This window comes from Streptomyces deccanensis, from assembly GCF_022385335.1.
Classification (GTDB): Bacteria; Actinomycetota; Actinomycetes; order Streptomycetales; family Streptomycetaceae; genus Streptomyces; species Streptomyces deccanensis.
Genome location: NZ_CP092431.1, coordinates 7,438,317 through 7,456,739, shown reverse-complemented (window position 1 = coordinate 7,456,739; position 18,423 = coordinate 7,438,317). Strand labels below are relative to the sequence as shown.

Sequence of the window (18,423 nt, the reverse complement as noted above, 5' to 3'; positions counted from 1 at the left end):
GGGCGCTGACGGAGGGTCAGACCTCAACCACCACAGGCAGGATCATCGGCCTGCGCCGGTAGGTGTCGGAGACCCACTTGCCGAGCGTGCGGCGGATGAGTTGTTGCAGCTGGTGGGGCTCGACGACCCCGTCCTGTGCCGAACGCTCAAGAACCTCGGTGATCTTCGGGGCGACCGCACTGAACGCGGAGTCCTCGATACCGGAGCCGCGGGCCTGGATGTGGGGACCACCGGTGATCTTGCCGGTGGAGGAGTCCACGACGACGAAGACGGAGATGATGCCCTCGTCCCCCAGGATCTTGCGGTCCTTGAGTGCCGGCTCACCGACGTCACCGACCGAGAGGCCGTCGACGTACACATAACCGGCCTGGACCTTGCCCGAGATCTTGGCTTTGCCCTCGATGAGGTCGACGACCACGCCGTCCTCGGCGATGACGATGCGGTCGTGCGGTACGCCGGTCAGGGCGCCCAGTTCCGCGTTGGCGCGCAGGTGGCGCCATTCGCCGTGCACCGGCATCAGGTTCTTCGGGCGGCAGATGTTGTAGAAGTACAGCAGTTCGCCGGCCGAGGCGTGTCCGGAGACGTGGACCTTGGCGTTGCCCTTGTGGACGACGTTCGCGCCCCAACGGGTCAGGCCGTTGATGACGCGGTAGACCGCGTTCTCGTTGCCGGGGATCAGGGACGACGCCAGGATCACCGTGTCGCCCTGGACGATACGGATCTGGTGGTCCCGGTTGGCCATGCGGGACAGGGCCGCCATCGGCTCACCCTGCGATCCGGTGCAGACGAGGACGATCTCGTGCTGCGGCAGGTCGTCGAGTGTCTTGACGTCCACGACCAGGCCCGGTGGAACGCGCAGATAGCCCAGGTCCCTGGCGATGCCCATGTTCCGGACCATCGAGCGGCCGACGAAGGCGACCCGGCGGCCGTACTCGTGGGCGGCGTCGAGGATCTGCTGGATGCGGTGGATGTGGCTGGCGAAGCTGGCCACGATGATCCGCTTGCTGGCGCCCGCGAAGACCTGGCGCAGGACGTTCGAGATGTCGCGCTCGGGCGGAACGAACCCTGGTACCTCGGCGTTCGTGGAGTCCGAGAGAAGGAGATCGATGCCCTCTTCGCTCAGCCGTGCGAACGCGTGGAGGTCGGTGAGGCGGTTGTCCAGCGGGAGCTGGTCCATCTTGAAGTCACCCGTGTGGACCACCATGCCCGCGGGGGTGCGGATGGCCACCGCGAGGGCGTCCGGGATGGAGTGGTTGACCGCGACGAACTCGCAGTCGAAGGGGCCGATGCGCTCACGGTTCCCCTCGGCCACCTCGAGGGTGTACGGGCGGATGCGGTGCTCCTGGAGCTTCGCCTCGATCAGGGCGAGGGTCAGCTTGGAGCCGATCAGCGGGATGTCGGGCTTCTCGCGCAGCAGATACGGGACCGCGCCGATGTGGTCCTCGTGGCCGTGCGTGAGGACGATGCCCTCGATGTCGTCGAGGCGGTCCCTGACGGACGAGAAGTCCGGCAGGATCAGGTCGATTCCGGGCTGCTCCTCCTCAGGGAAGAGCACCCCGCAGTCGACGATCAGCAACCGGCCGCCGTACTCGAAGACGGTCATGTTCCGGCCGATCTCGCCGAGACCGCCCAGCGGGGTGACCCGCAGGCCCCGCTCGGGGAGCGGCGGCGGCGGGCCGAGTTCAGGATGCGGATGACTCAAAAGACTCTCCTCACCACGCACGCCACGTACCTCTGTGGCACGTGGCGCGCATGACGTTCGTGCAAAAGCAGTTGTGGATGTGGATGACGCAGGCGCTTTCGTCCTGCTTATTCAGTTGTGAAGTCTGGTTGTCGCGTCGTGCGAAGTCCGGTGCTAGAGCTGTACCCCGCCGGCACCAAGATCGATCTTGAGCTGGGCCGTCTCCTCGGGAGAAAGCTCCACCATGGGGGCGCGCAGCGGTCCGGCGGGCAGGCCCTGGAGGGCGAGCGCCGCCTTGGTGGTCATCACGCCCTGGGTGCGGAACATGCCGGTGAAGACCGGGAGCAGCTTCTGGTGGATCTCGGTTGCCTTCTGGACGTCACCGGAGACGTACGCCTCGACGAGGGCACGCAGCTCGGGGGTGACGACGTGGCCGACGACCGAGACGAAACCGACCGCGCCCACGGAGAGCAGCGGGAGGTTGAGCATGTCGTCGCCGGAGTACCAGGCGAGGCCGGAGCGGGCGATGGCCCAGCTGGCGCGGCCGAGGTCGCCCTTGGCGTCCTTGTTGGCGACGACGCGCGGGTGCTCGGCGAGCCGGACGATCGTCTCCGTGTCGATCGGGACGCCGCTGCGGCCCGGGATGTCGTAGAGCATGACCGGGAGGTCGGCGGCGTCGGCGATCGCCTTGAAGTGGCGGTACAGGCCCTCCTGCGGGGGCTTGTTGTAGTACGGCGTGACGACGAGGAGGCCGTGGGCGCCGATCTTCTCGGCGGCGCGGGCCAGCTCCATGCTGTGGTGGGTGTCGTTCGTGCCGACGCCGGCGATGATGTGCGCGCGGTCGCCGACGGCTTCGAGGACGGCTCGTACCAGGTCCGATTTCTCCGCGTCACTGGTGGTGGGGGACTCGCCGGTGGTGCCGTTGATGACCAGGCCGTCGTTGCCTGCGTCCACCAGGTGGGCGGCGAGCCGCTGCGCGCCGTCGAGGTCGAGTGCGCCGTCCGCCGTGAAGGGCGTGACCATGGCGGTGAGGACCCGCCCGAAGGGGGTCTGCGGAGTCGAGGTCGGAGCCATGGGTAACACGCTACTCGCTGCTCAGGGCACGGTCTGCCCTCGGGGGGCGGGAAAAGTCAGGACAAATGCGGAGCCCGGCACTGCCTGCTCGGGGGTTCAAGCAGTGCCGGGTCCGTTTGATCAGGCTAGATGAACTTCGCGAAATGCCGCAATACGGACACTTCGCTCGGCTGACCCGCACATCTGTGCCTGGCCGAAAGTCGACGGCTCGCCATGGCTCGGCGTGGTCCGCTACGGCGCGACACGGCCGTTCGCGTTGAACGCGGCGTGCGTGAGCGGCATGAGCCTCGCCCACTCCGCCTCCATCCGCTCGCCCACCATCTCGATCTCCCGCTGCGGGAAGGACGGCACCTTGGCGAGCTCGTGCTGGGTGCGCAGACCGAGGAAGTGCATCAGCGAGCGGGCGTTGCAGGTGGCGTACATCGACGAGAAGAGTCCGACCGGGAGGACCGAGCGGGCGACCTCGCGGGCCACCCCGGCGGCCAGCATCTCCTGGTACGCCTCGTACGCGTGGACGTACGAGTCCTCCATGACCCGCCCCACCAGCTCCTGCTGCGCCTGGGTCCCCTCCACGAAGACGTACTTGCCGGGACGCCCCTCCTGCACGAGCTTGCGGGCCTCGTCCGGGACGTAGAAGACGGGCTGGAGCTCCCGGTACCTCCCGGACTCCTCGTTGTAGGACCAGCCCACCCGGTGGCGCATGAACTCGCGGAAGACGAAGATCGGGGCGCTGATGAAGAAGGTCATCGAGTTGTGCTCGAAGGGGCTGCCGTGACGGTCCCGCATGAGGTAGTTGATGAGGCCCTTGGAGCGCTCGGGGTCCTTCTGCAGCTCCTCCAGGGACTGCTCGCCGGCGGTGGAGACGCGGGCGGCCCACAGCACGTCCGAGTCGGCGGCGCTGTGCTTCACCAACTCGACGGTGACATCGCTGCGGAAGCTGGGCTTGAGGTCGTCGACGGGGGTGTCGGTCACGGCTCGGAGGGTCCTTCCCATGGCTGCTCTCGGGCGGCGCCCACTCTACGGGCCGACACCGACAGACGGTCCGGATGCCCTGAGTTGCACCCTCTTGTGCCCCTGTTGGACCCCGAGAGTGGTGGGGACGGGTCCGGCTCGGTAGCCTCACCCGGCGACCCTGTGCGTGGATTGAGTGAGGATCAGCCGTGCCCCTGCCCTTCCTGACCGCCGACCGCGCCTTCGACCAGGCAGTGGACGAAGCGCTGCCCTTCGAGGACCGTGACCGCTGGCGGCGCCCCTACCGGCCCGGCCCCTGGCGGGTCGGCGCGGCCGCGCTCCTGCTGCTGCTCTCCTCGTACGTGCTGGTCGCGGCGGTCATCATCGCGGCGGCCGAGACGGCGCAGGCCGGCGCGATCTGCTTCGGGGGGGCGCTGCTCATCATCGCCTGCGCCCTGCGGCTGCTGCGGGTCGGCATCTGGGTGAGCGCGCGCGGGGTGCGGCAGGTGGGCTTCTTCCGCACGCGTACGGCGTCCTGGGCGGCGAGCGTGTCGGTGCGTACCGTGCAGCAGCCGGTGCGGTGGCTCGGGCTCCCCCGGTCCGTGCAGGGGCAGGCACTGCTCCTCGTCCGCAGGGACCGCGTGCAGGAGTACGTGACGCCGCTGATGACCACGCACAACGCCGACTTCCTGGCGCGTACCGAGGCCTTCGACCGGGCGGCCGACACGATCGAGGCGTGGGCGGCGGAGTACGGACGCGCCGCGTAGTCGAACACGCGACTGAGGGGCCGGTCCGCTGGTGCGGTCGGCCCCTCAGTCATGTGTGCGGCGGGTCAGGCGGTCGGCGTCGGCCTGCCGTCGTGGAGGGCGATGGCGCGCTGCATGGCCTTGCGGGCCCGGGGGGTGTCGCGGGCGTCGTGGTAGGCGACGGCGAGCCGGAACCAGGTGCGCCAGTCGTCGGGCGCGTCCTCGGTCTCCGCCTTGCGCTGCGCGAAGACCTCGTCGGCCGAGTCGCGGTCGATGCGGCCGCTCGGGGTGCGCTTCAACTCGTCGACGGGCAGGCCCCCTTCGGCGTCGAGTTCGGCGGCGAGCTGATTGGCCCTGCGGACGAACTGGGTGTTCTTCCAGAGGAACCAGAGGCCGATCGCCGGCAGGACGAGCACGGCGACGCCGAAGGCGATCGTGACCGGTGTGCCGGTCTCTATGAGCAGGACCCCGCGGCTGCCGACCAGGACGAAGTAGACGACCAGGACGGCTGCCGTGACGGCGTAGGTGATCTTCGCGCGCATGACGTTGCCGGCCTGTCAGCCCAGGTCGAGGAAGTGTTCGAGGCCGAAGGTGAGGCCCGGGGTGGTCACCACGCGGCGGGCGCCGAGCAGGATGCCCGGCATGAAGCTGCTGTGGTGGAGGGAGTCGTGGCGGATGGTGAGGGTCTCGCCCTCGCCGCCGAGGAGGACCTCCTGGTGGGCCAGCAGGCCGCGCAGCCGGACGGAGTGGACGGGGATGCCGTCGACGTCCGCGCCGCGCGCGCCGTCCAGAGCCGTCTCCGTGGCGTCGGGCGCCAGGGCCGTGCCTGCCGCGCGCCGTGACTCGGCGATGAGCTGGGCCGTGCGCGTGGCGGTGCCGGAAGGGGCGTCGACCTTCTTCGGGTGGTGCAGTTCGACGACCTCCACCGACTCGAAGTAGGGGGCGGCGATCTGCGCGAACTTCATGTTCAGGACGGCCCCGATGGAGAAGTTGGGCGCGATGAGCACGCCGGTCTCCGGGGAGGCGGCCAGCCAGCCGTTCAGCTGCGCGAGGCGGTCGTCGGTCCAGCCCGTCGTACCGACGACCGCGTGGATGCCGTGGCGTACGCAGTAGTCGAGGTTGTCCATGACCGAGGCGGGGGTGGTCAGTTCGACGGCCACCTGGGCGCCGGTCTCCGCCAGCGTCTCCAGCTTGTCGCCCCGGCTCAGGGCGGCGACCAGCTCCATGTCCTCGGCGGCCTCGACGGCCCGTACGGCCTCGGAGCCGATACGGCCCCGGGCACCGAGGACCGCCACGCGCAGCTTGCTCATTGCTTGGTTCCTTAACTGGGGTTAGGCGACGGCTTCGTGCAGACGGGACGCCTGTTTGTCCTTGAGCGGGCCGATCACCGACAGGGAGGGGCGCCGGCCCAGGATCTCGCGGGCCACGTCACGGATCTCGTCCGGGGTCACCATGGCGATCCGGGTCAGCATCTCGTCGACGGACATCTGCTCGCCCCAGCACAGCTCGCTCTTGCCGATGCGGTTCATGATCGCGCCGGTGTCCTCCAGGCCGAGGACCGTGGATCCGCGGAGCTGGCCGATGGCGCGCTCGATCTCCTCGTCGGGCAGCCCGTGCTGAGCGACCTGGTCGAGTTCGTCGCGGCAGATCTTGAGCACGTCGTGCACCTGGGAGGGGCGGCAGCCGGCGTAGACGCCGAAGAGGCCGCAGTCGGCGAAGCCGGAGGTGTACGAGTACACGCTGTAGGCGAGGCCGCGCTTCTCCCTGACCTCCTGGAAGAGGCGGGAGGACATGCCGCCGCCCAGTGCCGTGTTGAGGACGCCGAGGGCCCAGCGGCGGTCGTCGGTGCGGGAGAGACCGGGCATGCCGAGGACGACGTGGGCCTGCTCGGTCTTGCGGCCGATCAGTTCGACCCGCCCGGCCGTACGCAGACCCCGGCTGCCCTCACGCGGGCCGATCGGGGTGGCGTCGACGCGGGTGAGGGCGCCCGCGCTCTCGAAAGCGGCGCGGACCTGGCGTACGACCTGGTTGTGGTCGATGTTGCCGGCGCAGGCGACCACGAGGTGGGTGGGGTCGTAGTGCTTCTTGTAGAAGCGGCGGATGCGGTCGGCGCTGAGGGCGTTGACCGTGTCGACGGTGCCGAGGACCGGGCGGCCGAGGGGGGTGTCGCCGAACATGGTGTGCGCGAACAGGTCGTGCACACAGTCGCCCGGGTCGTCCTCGGTCATCGCGATCTCCTCGAGGATGGCGCCGCGTTCGACGTCGACGTCCTCCTCGCGGATGAGCGAGCCGGTGAGCATGTCGCAGACCGTGTCGATGGCCAGCGGCAGGTCGGAGTCGAGCACGCGTGCGTAGTAGCACGTGTACTCCTTGGCCGTGAACGCGTTCATCTCGCCGCCGACCGCGTCGATCGCGGACGATATGTCGAGTGCGCTGCGCCGGGTGGTGCCCTTGAAGAGCAGGTGCTCCAGGTAGTGCGTGGCGCCGTTCAACGCGGGTGTCTCGTCGCGGGAGCCGACGTGCGCCCAGATGCCGAAGGTGGCGGAGCGCACGGACGGCAGGGTCTCGGTGACGATGCGCAGGCCGCCGGGGAGGGTGGTCTTGCGGACCGTGCCGATGCCGTCTCTGCCCTTGATCAGGGTTTGGGTACGGGCGACGGCCCGCGCCTCCGTGGAGGTGCGGGCCGTCGCCTTGGAGCTACGGGACGTCACTTGTCGCCGTCGTCCTTCTTGTCCTCGGAACCTTCCTCGCCCTCGATCACGGGGATGAGGGAGAGCTTGCCGCGGGAGTCGATCTCGGCGATCTCGACCTGGACCTTGGCGCCCACGCCGACGACGTCCTCGACGTTCTCCACGCGCTTGCCGCCGGCGAGCTTGCGGATCTGCGAGATGTGCAGCAGACCGTCCTTGCCCGGGAGCAGCGACACGAACGCGCCGAACGTCGTCGTCTTCACGACGGTGCCCAGGTAGCGCTCGCCGACCTCCGGCATGGTCGGGTTGGCGATGCCGTTGATCGTGGCGCGGGCGGCCTCGGCGGCCGGGCCGTCGGCGGCACCGATGTAGATGGTGCCGTCGTCCTCGATCGTGATCTCGGCGCCGGTGTCCTCCTGGATCTGGTTGATCATCTTGCCCTTGGGGCCGATGACCTCGCCGATCTTGTCCACGGGGATCTTGACGGTGATGATCCGCGGGGCGTTGGGGGACATCTCGTCCGGGGTGTCGATCGCTTCCATCATCACGTCGAGGATGTGGAGGCGGGCGTCACGGGCCTGCTTGAGGGCGGCGGCCAGGACGGAGGCCGGGATGCCGTCCAGCTTGGTGTCGAGCTGGAGGGCGGTGACGAACTCCTTGGTGCCGGCGACCTTGAAGTCCATGTCGCCGAAGGCGTCCTCCGCACCGAGGATGTCGGTGAGGGTGACGTAGTGCGTCTCGCCGTCGATCTCCTGGGAGATCAGGCCCATGGCGATACCGGCGACGGGGGCCTTCAGGGGCACACCGGCGTTCAGCAGCGACATGGTGGAGGCGCAGACCGAGCCCATGGAGGTCGAGCCGTTGGAGCTGAGCGCCTCGGAGACCTGGCGGATCGCGTAGGGGAACTCCTCACGCGTCGGCAGGACCGGGACGAGGGCGCGCTCGGCGAGGGCGCCGTGGCCGATCTCGCGGCGCTTCGGGGAGCCGACGCGGCCCGTCTCGCCGGTGGAGTACGGCGGGAAGTTGTAGTTGTGCATGTAGCGCTTGCGCGTCACCGGCGACAGGGTGTCGAGCTGCTGCTCCATGCGGAGCATGTTGAGGGTGGTGACGCCCAGGATCTGGGTCTCGCCACGCTCGAACACCGCGGAGCCGTGCACCCGCGGGATGGCCTCGACCTCGGCGGCGAGCGTACGGATGTCCGTCGCGCCGCGGCCGTCGATGCGCTTCTTCTCCTTGATGACGCGCTCACGGACCAGGGACTTGGTCAGCGAGCGGTACGCGGCGGAGATCTCCTTCTCGCGGCCCTCGAACTGCGGGAGCAGCTTCTCGGCGGCGAGCGCCTTGACGCGGTCCAGCTCGGACTCGCGCTCCTGCTTGCCGGCGATGGTGAGCGCCTGCGCGAGCTCGTCCTTGACGGCGGCCGTGAGGGCCTCCAGGACGTCGTCCTGGTAGTCGAGGAAGATCGGGAACTCGCCGGTGGGCTTGGCGGCCTTCGACGCGAGGTCGGCCTGGGCCTTGCAGAGGACCTTGATGAAGGGCTTCGCGGCGTCCAGACCGGCGGCGACGACCTCCTCGGTCGGCGCCTCGGCGCCGCCCTTGACCAGCTGGATGGTCTTCTCGGTGGCCTCGGCCTCGACCATCATGATCGCGACGTCGCCGTCCTCCAGGGTGCGGCCCGCGACGACCATGTCGAAGACGGCGTCCTCGAGCTCGGAGTGCGTCGGGAAGGCCACCCACTGGCCGTTGATCAGCGCGACGCGGACGCCGCCGATCGGGCCGGAGAAGGGCAGACCGGCCAGCTGCGTGGACGCGGAAGCGGCGTTGATCGCCACGACGTCGTACAGGTGGTCGGGGTTGAGCGCCATGATCGTGGCGACGACCTGGATCTCGTTGCGCAGGCCCTTCTTGAAGGACGGGCGCAGCGGGCGGTCGATGAGGCGGCAGGTGAGGATGGCGTCCTCGGAGGGACGGCCCTCACGGCGGAAGAAGCTGCCGGGGATCTTGCCGGCGGCGTACATCCGCTCCTCGACGTCCACCGTGAGGGGGAAGAAGTCGAGCTGGTCCTTGGGGTTCTTGGAGGCGGTGGTGGCCGACAGCACCATGGTGTCGTCGTCCAGGTACGCCACGGCGGAGCCGGCGGCCTGCTTGGCCAGGCGGCCCGTCTCGAAGCGGATGGTGCGGGTGCCGAAGGAACCGTTGTCGATGACGGCCTCGGCGTAGTGGGTCTCGTTCTCCACTAGTGAATTCTCCTCGTCTTCGTCCCTGGTCCCGCCCGTGTGGCAGGGGGACGGTGGCGGAGAAGCGCGCCGTCTGGTGCGGGCCGGTCTTCGATCGAAGCCCTCGGGGTTCGCAATGCCCCGGGGGCCACTACCGAGGACCGGCGGCGGCGAGGTGCGCTTCTCCTCGTTCGGTGTGTGTGCGGCTGCCCGTCCCGGGCGTCCTCACACTGTGTCGTGCCTATTGCGTCGTGCTACCACACTACAAAGGGGTGGTGACACTCCGCACGTTTCCGCCCGGACGTCCCGCGTACGGCGGGGCCACGCGCGCCCCTGTCCGGCGAGGTCACGCCGGGGTCCGGCGGGGTCCGGCCGGGATCCGGCGGGTGCCGCGGAGGGGCGTACAGCAAAGGGAGCGGCTCCCTTTCTCCCGGGAACCGCTCCCCTGCACGGCGTCTTACTTGGCGCCCGCCGCACCGCGGCGGATGCCGAGGCGGTCGACCAGCGTACGGAAGCGCTGGATGTCCTTCTTGGCGAGGTACTGCAGCAGGCGGCGACGCTGACCGACCAGGATCAGCAGACCACGGCGGGAGTGGTGGTCGTGCTTGTGGGTCTTGAGGTGCTCGGTCAGGTCCGAGATGCGGCGGGAGAGCATCGCGACCTGGACCTCGGGGGAGCCGGTGTCGCCCTCCTTGGTACCGAACTCGCTGATGATCTGCTTCTTCGTAGCGGCGTCGAGCGACACGCGATACTCCTCATGAGTCTCATTGATGCCACCGAGTGCCCCTGGTCTTCTTCTCAGGGGGGCTTACGTGACTCTGGTGACGGGATCCGTCGGCGCGGTCTTCGAGGTTCTTGGGAGAGCCCGGAGGTGCGTACACAGACGGCCGTCACACAGGGTACCAGGACGGGGGACCGACCTGTCCGGGGGCCGGTCAGCGCCTGTGGAGGGCGACGCTCTCGTAACCGATCGCCACGGTGGTCTCCTCCCCGACCTCACCCTTGTCGCTCGGGCCGTACAGGGTTTCGGTGGCGAAGTAGATCCGGCCGTGCTCGTAGATGATGTCGTCCTCCGTCGGATCACCGACGGCGCCGAGGTCGAGGGTTCCACCGATGAGCAGGAGGAGCGTCTCCTTGCGGGACACCGGATCGAGGCTGACGACGGCGGCGGGCGAGAGATTGCCGGCCTCCCGGTACGCGATCAGTTCACCGCCGCTCATCCTCAGCGGGTACATCCGCCGTCCGGGTATGGAGTCGAACTTGAACACGGTCCTTCCGGTGCCCAGGTCGTAGGCGACGATGTCGTCGTCCGTCGTGATGTAGAGCCGCTCCTCCCCGACGACGAGCGTGCTGCAGGTCTCGACCACCGCGTTGAACGTCTCGCTGCAGTTGACGACCTGGTGATCGCGGTTGGGCTGGATCGAGGCGCGCGCCTTGCCCCTGTCGTCGAGGGAGATCAGGTCGGTGACGGCGTAGCCACCCGCCATGACGGCGATGACAGCCGGCTCGGAGGAGATCAGGTAGACCTCGTTGACGCCCGTGGCGACCTTGTAGGTCCACCGGGACTTGCCCGTGCGGGCGTCGACCTTCTCCACCCGGAACTCGGGGTCCCTCGAGTCTCCGCACCGCTGCAGCGCGATCAGACCCTGGCCACCCGCGAACCCGGAGTCCTCGCACGCCGACGGTGTGGTGTCCGCCCACAGTCGCTTGCCTGTGGTCATGTCGTACGCCGCCGAGCCCTGTCCCCAGGTGACGAGGACCGCACCGTTGGTCATCGTGACGTTGACCGACATGGCGCTGCCGTCGCCCGGCAGGAGCACGTCCCACCTTTTCCTGCCCGTGTCGACGTCGAAGACCGCGAGGTGGTCGCAGGGCAGGCTCATGGCCGTGGAGATGGGGTTCTCGTCAGGATCGGGGCTCTGGCCGGGGTAGGCGACGGCCGTCCAGCCGGCCACACTGACGTGGCGCGTCACCGCGCACAGTGGGGCGGGGAAGTCGAGCTTGTACAGTTCCTTGCTCTTGTCCCCGTGTTGGGTGAACCCCTGGACGTAGTCCCCGATGCCCTTCGCGAAGACCTTCTCCGTCGCCCAGGTGCCGATGGACGAGATGTTCCTGCCCACCGTCTTGATCTGCTCGACGAGATAGAGGGACCTGCCGCCCTCCGGCGACTCAGGCGCCTTCTCCACGGTCTCGCGGATGTCGTCCGGAGCCTCCCGGACGGCCGCCGGACGCCGCTCCGGCTCCACATCGTCACCGCCGGACGTGAGGCCCAGGATGCCCGCGGCGACGACCGCCGCGGTCAGAACCGCCGCGCCGGCCGTCCGCAGGCGCCGAAGTCGGGTGCGGCGCTCGGATTCGAGGGCGGAGGCGGTGTACGGAGAGTGGAACGAGCCGCTCACAGACCGTGGCCTTCCTGTGCGACGGGGACACTGCCGCCCGGGCATGGGCGCGAAGGATGATCAAGAACCATACGGCTCGCCGTGCGGCGACGACCCAGCCGCCCGCGTGAAGCTTTGGTGAGACCGCACCGAACCCTGTAGCGAAGCTGACACTCCTCGTTACGGTCGTACCTGGGCGAACCCCTGAGCAGCGAGAACGGCAGCAAGTAGGGTGACCTCACGGTGCGTTGGCGCGGAGGAAGGATCGATGCCGTCATGGCCGAGGCCGAGGACAAAGAACTCAAGGCACGCAAGGAGCGGGAGAAGGACGAGCTCTACGCGCTCGACATCTCGGGTCTCGAGTGGCACAGCGCCCCTGGCACGGAGGAGCACGAGGAGCGAGTCGAGATCGCATACCTCCCGGAAGGCGCGGTGGCGATGCGGTCGTCGCTCGACCCGGAGACCGTGCTGCGCTACACAGAGGCGGAGTGGCGAGCCTTCGTGCTGGGAGCCCGGGACGGCGAGTTCGATCTGGAACCGACTCCGCACGATGGGGGGCTGGACGCGGAGACCGGCGTCTGATGAATGGGGTAGGGAACCAGCGATCGGCTTCCCTGCCCCATTGGCTTGCACGGTATCCGCAGACCGGTTGGCATCGTCGACAAGGTCGCCCTGTTCCTTGCTCGTGGAGGAAGACCTAAGCAAAGGCAAGGAGGCGAGCCGGAGTTCGGCCCCTGACTGCCTGTCCGCCCTCGCCCCCGGCGACAGAGCTCGCCCGGACCTTCGGCGGAAGAGCACTGCCCGCTTCCTACCCGGACAGGTACGCGGGACGGGCCCCACCACTAGCTCGTCAGGGCCCGGGCCCGTGCGTACACGTCGAAGACGGCCAGCGCCAGTGGGATCAGCGTGAGCAGGACGAAGCTTTCGGCGATCTCCAGGAAGCGTCCCCAGAACGGGGTCACACCACGCTGCGGAGTGATCAGACCGATCGCGGTGACGAGGACGACGGCTGTGGCGATCGCCGCGGCGAGCCAGACGCTACGGATGTCGAGCGCAGTCGTATCGCCGAGGACGGCGTCGCGCACATAGTCCTGCGGCGGGTTCAGGGCGAGCCCGAGTCCGAGGAAGACCAGGGCCGTGAGGCCTGCCGCCAGGGCGGCGCTCACCTGCGCGGTGTAGCGGAAGAGGTGGGCTCGCATCAACATCGCCACACCTGTGGACAGAGCCAGAAGCTCCGCCCACACATTGCCGGAGAAGGCCAGGACGATCGACGCGCCCACGGAGACGAGCGCGCAGCCGCCGACGAGACCGACGAGAAGCTCGTGGCCGCGGCGGGCCTGGGCCGCGACGCGTTCGACGTCGATGGGATCCTGCGCGTCCGGCTCACCCTCGTCGTAGCCGCCCCAGGACGGATTGGGCGGTTCGAAACCGATCGGCAATCGCGCGAAGCGCATGGACAGGCCGGGCAGGAAGGCGAGCGCGACAACGGAGAGCGGGGCACAGATGGCCGCCGTCTCGATGGGCCGCAGCTTCGTGAGGACGGCGATGAAGGTGGTGATCAGACCGATCGCGGAGGCGAAGACGAAGGCCACGAAGGGACCGTCGCCTCCGGGCGACAACAAGGTGAGTACCACGGCGGCGAGCAGGACGGCCGTGCAGGCGAGCAGAAACTGCAGCCGCCCGATGCCCTGTCCCTCGGAGAGAGGAAGGAGTCCGGAACCGGCCACAGCGACGTTCGGAAAGGACCCCAGACCGAGAGCGATCGCTGAGCCGCGATCGCCGTACACCCGTGCGCGCACGCAGGCGATGGTGAGCAACAGCAGTCCGAAAACGCCGGCGATGACACCCTGCAGGCCGTGCATGTCGTGACGGATCTCGGAGCTCCAGGCCACGAACGCCAGCAGCACCGGCAGGACGCCTCCCGCGATGAGACCGGCGGTCCGTGTGAGCTCGCCGTTCCAGAGGGTGCGGTCACGGGTGACGGCAGCGGCCACCGCCTCGGAGACGTCGTCGAGGACGGCCGGCGGCAGCGACGCTGCGAACGGACGCAGGGTGAGCAGCTCTCCGTCGAGGATGCGCTGCGCCGCGAACGACCGCGCCCCGTCGAGGACCGTGCCGTCACGGCGTACGAGGTGATAGCCGACAGGAGCACCTTCGTCAGGGCTCTGCTGGGAGAGCCTCAGGATCTCCGGATAGAGGTCGGCGACCGGTACGTCGTCGGGCAGCGCCACGTCGATGCGGCTGTCGGGTGCCACGATGGTGACCCGGCAGAAACCCAGGCCCGTGCCTGCTGCGGAAGGGGCTCCGATGCCCGGTCCGCCGGTCGCGCCGACCGGCGCGGAGGCCGTCAAGCTCACCTGCTGTTCCCCCTCGTCGGTGATCGGGCGGTCCGCGGTGCCGCTGCACACCCGTCCGCCCGCAAAGATTCTGTGCACGTTGCGCCGCGCCGCCCGCGCAACCGGGCAACGATGTCGTCACGCCCGGGAAGTGCGGGGCGGCGCCTGGTTCCGAGCGTTGCGGATTGCCCGGTTTTCCCGGACCGATTCGCAACTGCTCACACACCTCACGGGAACCCTACCGCCCGCCGGTATCGGTGGTTGTCAGTAGGATCACCGTTCGCGATCGACGTCCGCCGGACACGGGGCGGCGGACGAAACATCTCGGTCCGGCAAGGGAATTGGTGCGTAGTGAGCCACATCGTCGTCAAGCGCCCACCGCGGGCGCTGCCGAAGGAAGTGCCCACGGACGAGGTCGTGCTGCAGCCTCCGCCGGAGCTTCCGCGTGGGCAGCAGGAGGGTGCACTCATGCAACTCCTGCCCATGCTCGGCATGGGCGGTTCCGTGGTGTTCTTCTTCAACCCTCAGGCCCAGCCCTTCATGAAGATCATGGGCATGGTGATGGTGGCCTCCACGATCGCCATGGGCGTCGCGATGCTGGTCCGCTACCGCCGCGGCAACCAGGGCCAACTGGCGGACATCCGACGGGACTACCTGCGTTACCTGTCGCAGACCCGGCACCAGGCCATGGACACCGCCAAGGCCCAGCGCGATGCCCAGTACTACCTCCATCCTTCACCGGAGCAGCTGTGGGCCCTGGTCGCCGAGGGCAGCCGGGTGTGGGAGCGGCGCACCGGTGACGAGGACTTCGGGCAGGTGCGCGTGGGCCTCGGCCCGCAGGGTCTGGCCACTCCCCTGATCGCACCGCAGACCGCTCCGGTCGACGAGTTGGAGCCGCTGACCGCCGGGGCCATGCAGCGATTCCTGGCCACGCACAGCACACTTGAGGGCCTGCCGATGGCTGTCTCGCTGCGCGCCTTCTACCACGTGACGATCAGTGGCGAACCCGGCACCGCGCGCGGCACCGCCCGAGCGGTCACGGCCTGCCTCGCGGCGCTGCACTCATCCGAGGACCTGGTCATCGCGGTCGCCACCGGGCGGGAGGCGGCGCCCGCGTGGGAATGGGCGAAGTGGCTGCCCCACACGCAGAAGCGGGGCGTCACGGACGGCGCGGGCAGCATGCGTCTGATCACCACCGATCCGATGGAACTGGAGGACCGGCTGACCGACGTCCTCCAGGGCCGCCCGCGTTTCCACCCCGCCGCTCCGCCGGTCTCCGAGCAACCGCACCTGGTCGTCCTGCTCGACGGTGTCTCACTGCCGCCCGCTTCTTTGTTGGCCAGTCCCGAAGGCCTGCAGAGCGTGACGGTCATCGAGATCGTCCCCGGTGACCTCAGTTCCGGGCGCGGCGACCTCTCGATCATCGTGCAGCCCAAGGAACTGCGTCTGGAGTCGGCGCACGGCATGGTCTACGAGGGCACCCCGGACGTCCTGTCGTACGAGGCCGCCGAAGCTCTTGCCCGACAACTGGCGCCGCTGCGCATGGCGTCGGGTGGCGATGACGGCGAACCGCTGCTGGCCAACCTGGATTTCACGGAACTGCTGAACCTGGGCGACGCGGCTTCGGTCGACCCACGGCGCACCTGGCGTCCGCGTTCGCAGTCGGAGCGGCTGCGTGTGCCGATCGGCCTCGGCGAGGACGGCCGACCCGTGATGCTCGACCTCAAGGAGGCCGCGCAGGAGGGCATGGGTCCCCACGGCCTCTGCGTCGGCGCGACCGGTTCCGGAAAGTCGGAGCTGCTGCGCACGCTGGTCCTGGGCCTGGCCGTGACCCACTCCTCCGAAACGCTGAACTTCGTCCTGGCGGACTTCAAGGGTGGTGCGACCTTCGCCGGCATGGCGCAGATGCCCCACGTGGCGGCCGTGATCACCAACCTCGCGGACGACCTGACCCTTGTCGACCGCATGGGCGACTCCATCCGCGGTGAGCTGAACCGTCGCCAGGAGCTGCTCCGCGATGCCGGCAACTACGCCAACATCCACGACTACGAGAAGGCCCGCGCCGCCGGCGCCCCGCTGCAGCCCATTCCGTCGCTGGTCCTGGTGATCGACGAGTTCAGCGAACTGCTCACCGCGAAGCCGGACTTCATCGAGATGTTCGTGCAGATCGGCCGTATCGGCCGTTCTCTGGGTGTGCACCTGCTGCTCGCCTCGCAGCGTCTGGAGGAAGGTCGCCTGAGAGGGCTGGAGACCTACCTGTCGTACCGGATCGGTCTGCGGACGTTCTCGGCGGCCGAGTCCCGAGCCGCGATCGGCGTCCCCGACGCGTACGAGCTGCCGAACGTGCCGGGCTCCGGCATCCTGAAGTTCGGTACGGAGGAGATGGTGCGGTTCAAGGCGGCGTACGTCTCCGGTGTGTACCGCACGGGTTCCCAGCAGGCCGTCGTGCCCGGCGGACCGCTCCCGGTCGACCGTCGACCCGTGTTGTTCACCGCGGCCGATGTCCCTGTGCGGTACGCGCCGGTACCGCAGCAGCGCCAGGAAGAGCCCGACGCCCAGCAGGACGACGCGCTCGCCGACACCGTTCTGGACGTGATCGTCCGGCGTCTGGAGGCCCAGGGGCCGGCCGCCCACCAGGTGTGGCTCCCCCCACTGGACAGTCCGCCCTCGCTCGACTCGTTGCTCCCGGGGCTGGCCCCGGTGCCCGGCCGGGGCATGACACAGCCCGGTTACGAGGGTGCCGGTCGGCTCGTCGTCCCGGTCGGCCTCGTCGACAAGCCGTACGAGCAGCGGCGCGAACCGCTCTGGACCGACTTCGGCGGCGCGGCCGGCCACATGCAGGTCCTCGGCGGCCCGCAGTCCGGCAAGTCGACACTGCTGCGCTCGATCATCGCGTCGTTCGCACTCACCCACACCCCTCACGAAGTGCAGTTCTACGGACTCGACTTCGGTGGTGGCGGTCTGTCGACCGTGGCCGACCTGCCGCACGTGGGAGGGGTGGCCTCACGACTGGACCCCGAGAAGGTCCGGCGTACGGTGGCGGAGGTGTACGGCGTCCTGACCCGCCGTGAGGAGTACTTCCGCACCGCGAACATCTCGTCGATCGCCGAGTTCCGTGCGCGCCGTGCACGGGGGGACATCTCAGTGACCGACCAGCCCTGGGGCGACGTCTTCCTCGCCATCGACGGCTGGGGCAATTTCCGTACCGACTACGAGGCGTTGGATCCGGTGATCCTGGACATCGCGGCGCGCGGCCTCGGTTACGGCATCCACCTGATCCTCACCGCCTCGCGCTCCATGGAGGTCCGTTCGAACCTCAAGGATCATCTGATGAACCGCTTGGAATTGCGGCTCGGCGACCCCATGGACTCCGAGTTCGACCGCAAGGTGGCAGCGAACGTTCCCACAGGGGTTCCTGGACGCGGTCAGACACCGCAGAAGCAACACTTCATGGCGGCGGTCCCGCGTATCGACGGTCTGTCCTCCGACACGGACTTGGCGGAGGCGACGGCTGCCCTCGCCTCCGAGGTCGGCCGCCACTGGCAACAGCCTGGCGCTCCCGAAGTCCGCTTGCTGCCGCGGGAGTTCCCGGCATCTCAGCTGCCCCCGGGCAACCGCTTCCCGAACCGCGGTATCTCCTTCGCCCTCGACGAGGACAGCCTCGAGCCGGTGTTCGTCGACTTCGACCAGGACCCGTTCTTCCTCATCTTCGGCGAGAGCGAGTCCGGTAAGTCGAATCTGCTGAAGCTGCTCATCAAGCGTCTCACCGAGCGCTACGACAGCGACAACTGCAAGCTGTTCGTGGTCGACAACCGCCGCTCGCTGCTGGGTGTCACCCCTCCTGCCCATCTGGCGGAGTACATCCCCATGTCGAACCAGATGCAGCACCATATGGACGCCCTGGCCGACCTCATGCAACGCCGCACCCCCACCGCGGAAGTCACACAGGAGCAACTGCGCAACCGCAGCTGGTGGCGGGGCCCGACGGTGTTCGTGATCGTCGACGACTACGACCTGGTGTCCACGTCGAGCGGCAACCCGCTCTCGGGACTCACGGACATGCTTCCGTTCGCCCGTGACGTCGGCGTCCGCTTCATCATCGCCCGCTCCACCGCGGGCGCCGGCCGCGCAGGCTACGAGGCCTTCACCCAGCGCATCAAGGAACTCGGGGCTCAAGGCGTCGTCCTCGCGGGCGACCCGGGCGAGGGCGACCTGCTGGGCGGTGTACGGCCGCGGCCGATGCCGGCGGGGCGCGGCGTGTTCGTGTCTCGGAAGCGGGGGAAGCCGTTGATTCAGGTCGGGTTGACCGAGGATGGGAATGTGTGAGGGGGAGGGACGGACGGGTGTCGGT

At 68.8% G+C, this 18,423-nt stretch carries 13 protein-coding genes; 3 read left to right on the top strand and 10 right to left on the bottom strand.

Annotated features, from left to right (window positions below):
• Positions 1 to 16: 16 nt before the first annotated feature.
• The 3 genes from L3078_RS33125 to thyX form a co-directional block, all read right to left on the bottom strand.
• A complete protein-coding gene (locus L3078_RS33125) occupies positions 17 to 1,702 on the bottom strand; it encodes a ribonuclease J (RefSeq protein ID WP_239757591.1) in 1,686 nt (561 codons plus the stop codon).
• A gap of 153 nt (positions 1,703 to 1,855) precedes the next feature.
• Positions 1,856 to 2,755, bottom strand: coding sequence for a 4-hydroxy-tetrahydrodipicolinate synthase (gene dapA / locus L3078_RS33120; RefSeq protein ID WP_239757590.1), 900 nt, complete (start codon positions 2,753 to 2,755; stop codon positions 1,856 to 1,858).
• A gap of 231 nt (positions 2,756 to 2,986) precedes the next feature.
• Positions 2,987 to 3,727 carry an FAD-dependent thymidylate synthase gene (gene thyX, locus L3078_RS33115; RefSeq protein ID WP_239757589.1) on the bottom strand — a complete coding sequence of 247 codons (741 nt, stop codon included), beginning with the start codon at positions 3,725 to 3,727 and terminating at the stop codon, positions 2,987 to 2,989.
• A 188-nt stretch (positions 3,728 to 3,915) separates the two neighbouring features.
• Here thyX and L3078_RS33110 point away from each other — a divergent pair, with 188 nt between their 5' ends.
• The gene (locus tag L3078_RS33110) at positions 3,916 to 4,473 is read left to right on the top strand and encodes a hypothetical protein (RefSeq protein ID WP_239757588.1); all 558 of its coding nucleotides are present in this window, start codon (positions 3,916 to 3,918) and stop codon (positions 4,471 to 4,473) included.
• A gap of 65 nt (positions 4,474 to 4,538) precedes the next feature.
• On the opposite strand, the gene L3078_RS33105 is transcribed toward L3078_RS33110, so the two are convergent.
• The 6 genes from L3078_RS33105 to L3078_RS33080 form a co-directional block, all read right to left on the bottom strand.
• On the bottom strand, positions 4,539 to 4,994 hold the full coding sequence (locus L3078_RS33105; RefSeq protein WP_239757587.1) for a tetratricopeptide repeat protein: 456 nt from the start codon (positions 4,992 to 4,994) through the stop codon (positions 4,539 to 4,541).
• 15 nt (positions 4,995 to 5,009) lie between these two features.
• Positions 5,010 to 5,762 carry a 4-hydroxy-tetrahydrodipicolinate reductase gene (gene dapB / locus L3078_RS33100; RefSeq protein ID WP_239757586.1) on the bottom strand — a complete coding sequence of 251 codons (753 nt, stop codon included), beginning with the start codon at positions 5,760 to 5,762 and terminating at the stop codon, positions 5,010 to 5,012.
• 21 nt (positions 5,763 to 5,783) lie between these two features.
• Positions 5,784 to 7,163: a M16 family metallopeptidase gene (locus L3078_RS33095; protein WP_239757585.1), complete on the bottom strand. Its 1,380-nt coding sequence runs from the start codon at positions 7,161 to 7,163 to the stop codon at positions 5,784 to 5,786.
• Complete coding sequence (locus L3078_RS33090; protein ID WP_239757584.1) at positions 7,160 to 9,379, bottom strand: polyribonucleotide nucleotidyltransferase; 2,220 nt, start codon at positions 9,377 to 9,379, stop codon at positions 7,160 to 7,162. The genes L3078_RS33095 and L3078_RS33090 overlap by 4 nt, the downstream gene beginning before the upstream one ends.
• Positions 9,380 to 9,815: 436 nt before the next feature.
• Complete coding sequence (rpsO, locus tag L3078_RS33085) at positions 9,816 to 10,103, bottom strand: 30S ribosomal protein S15 (protein ID WP_033529274.1); 288 nt, start codon at positions 10,101 to 10,103, stop codon at positions 9,816 to 9,818.
• Between the two features lie 190 nt (positions 10,104 to 10,293).
• Positions 10,294 to 11,757 (bottom strand): outer membrane protein assembly factor BamB family protein, encoded by a 1,464-nt coding sequence (locus L3078_RS33080; RefSeq protein ID WP_239757583.1) that lies wholly within the window; start codon positions 11,755 to 11,757, stop codon positions 10,294 to 10,296.
• A 255-nt stretch (positions 11,758 to 12,012) separates the two neighbouring features.
• On the opposite strand from L3078_RS33080, the gene L3078_RS33075 reads away from it, so the two are divergent.
• Positions 12,013 to 12,318 (top strand): DUF397 domain-containing protein, encoded by a 306-nt coding sequence (locus L3078_RS33075; RefSeq protein WP_239757582.1) that lies wholly within the window; start codon positions 12,013 to 12,015, stop codon positions 12,316 to 12,318.
• 260 nt (positions 12,319 to 12,578) lie between these two features.
• On the opposite strand, the gene eccD is transcribed toward L3078_RS33075, so the two are convergent.
• Complete coding sequence (eccD, locus tag L3078_RS33070; RefSeq protein ID WP_239760555.1) at positions 12,579 to 14,087, bottom strand: type VII secretion integral membrane protein EccD; 1,509 nt, start codon at positions 14,085 to 14,087, stop codon at positions 12,579 to 12,581.
• A gap of 336 nt (positions 14,088 to 14,423) precedes the next feature.
• Between eccD and eccCa the strand changes: the two genes are divergently transcribed.
• Positions 14,424 to 18,398 (top strand): type VII secretion protein EccCa, encoded by a 3,975-nt coding sequence (gene eccCa, locus L3078_RS33065; protein WP_239757581.1) that lies wholly within the window; start codon positions 14,424 to 14,426, stop codon positions 18,396 to 18,398.
• The last annotated feature ends 25 nt before the right edge of the window (positions 18,399 to 18,423 follow it).

Excerpts from the sequence above, each read along its gene's own strand:
- dapA (WP_239757590.1), bottom strand. The coding sequence starts at position 2,755 with ATGGCTCCGACCTCGACTCCGCAGACCCCCTTCGGGCGGGTCCTCACC.
- L3078_RS33075 (WP_239757582.1), top strand. The coding sequence starts at position 12,013 with ATGGCCGAGGCCGAGGACAAAGAACTCAAGGCACGCAAGGAGCGGGAG.
- L3078_RS33105 (WP_239757587.1), bottom strand. The coding sequence starts at position 4,994 with ATGCGCGCGAAGATCACCTACGCCGTCACGGCAGCCGTCCTGGTCGTC.
- dapB (WP_239757586.1), bottom strand. The coding sequence starts at position 5,762 with ATGAGCAAGCTGCGCGTGGCGGTCCTCGGTGCCCGGGGCCGTATCGGC.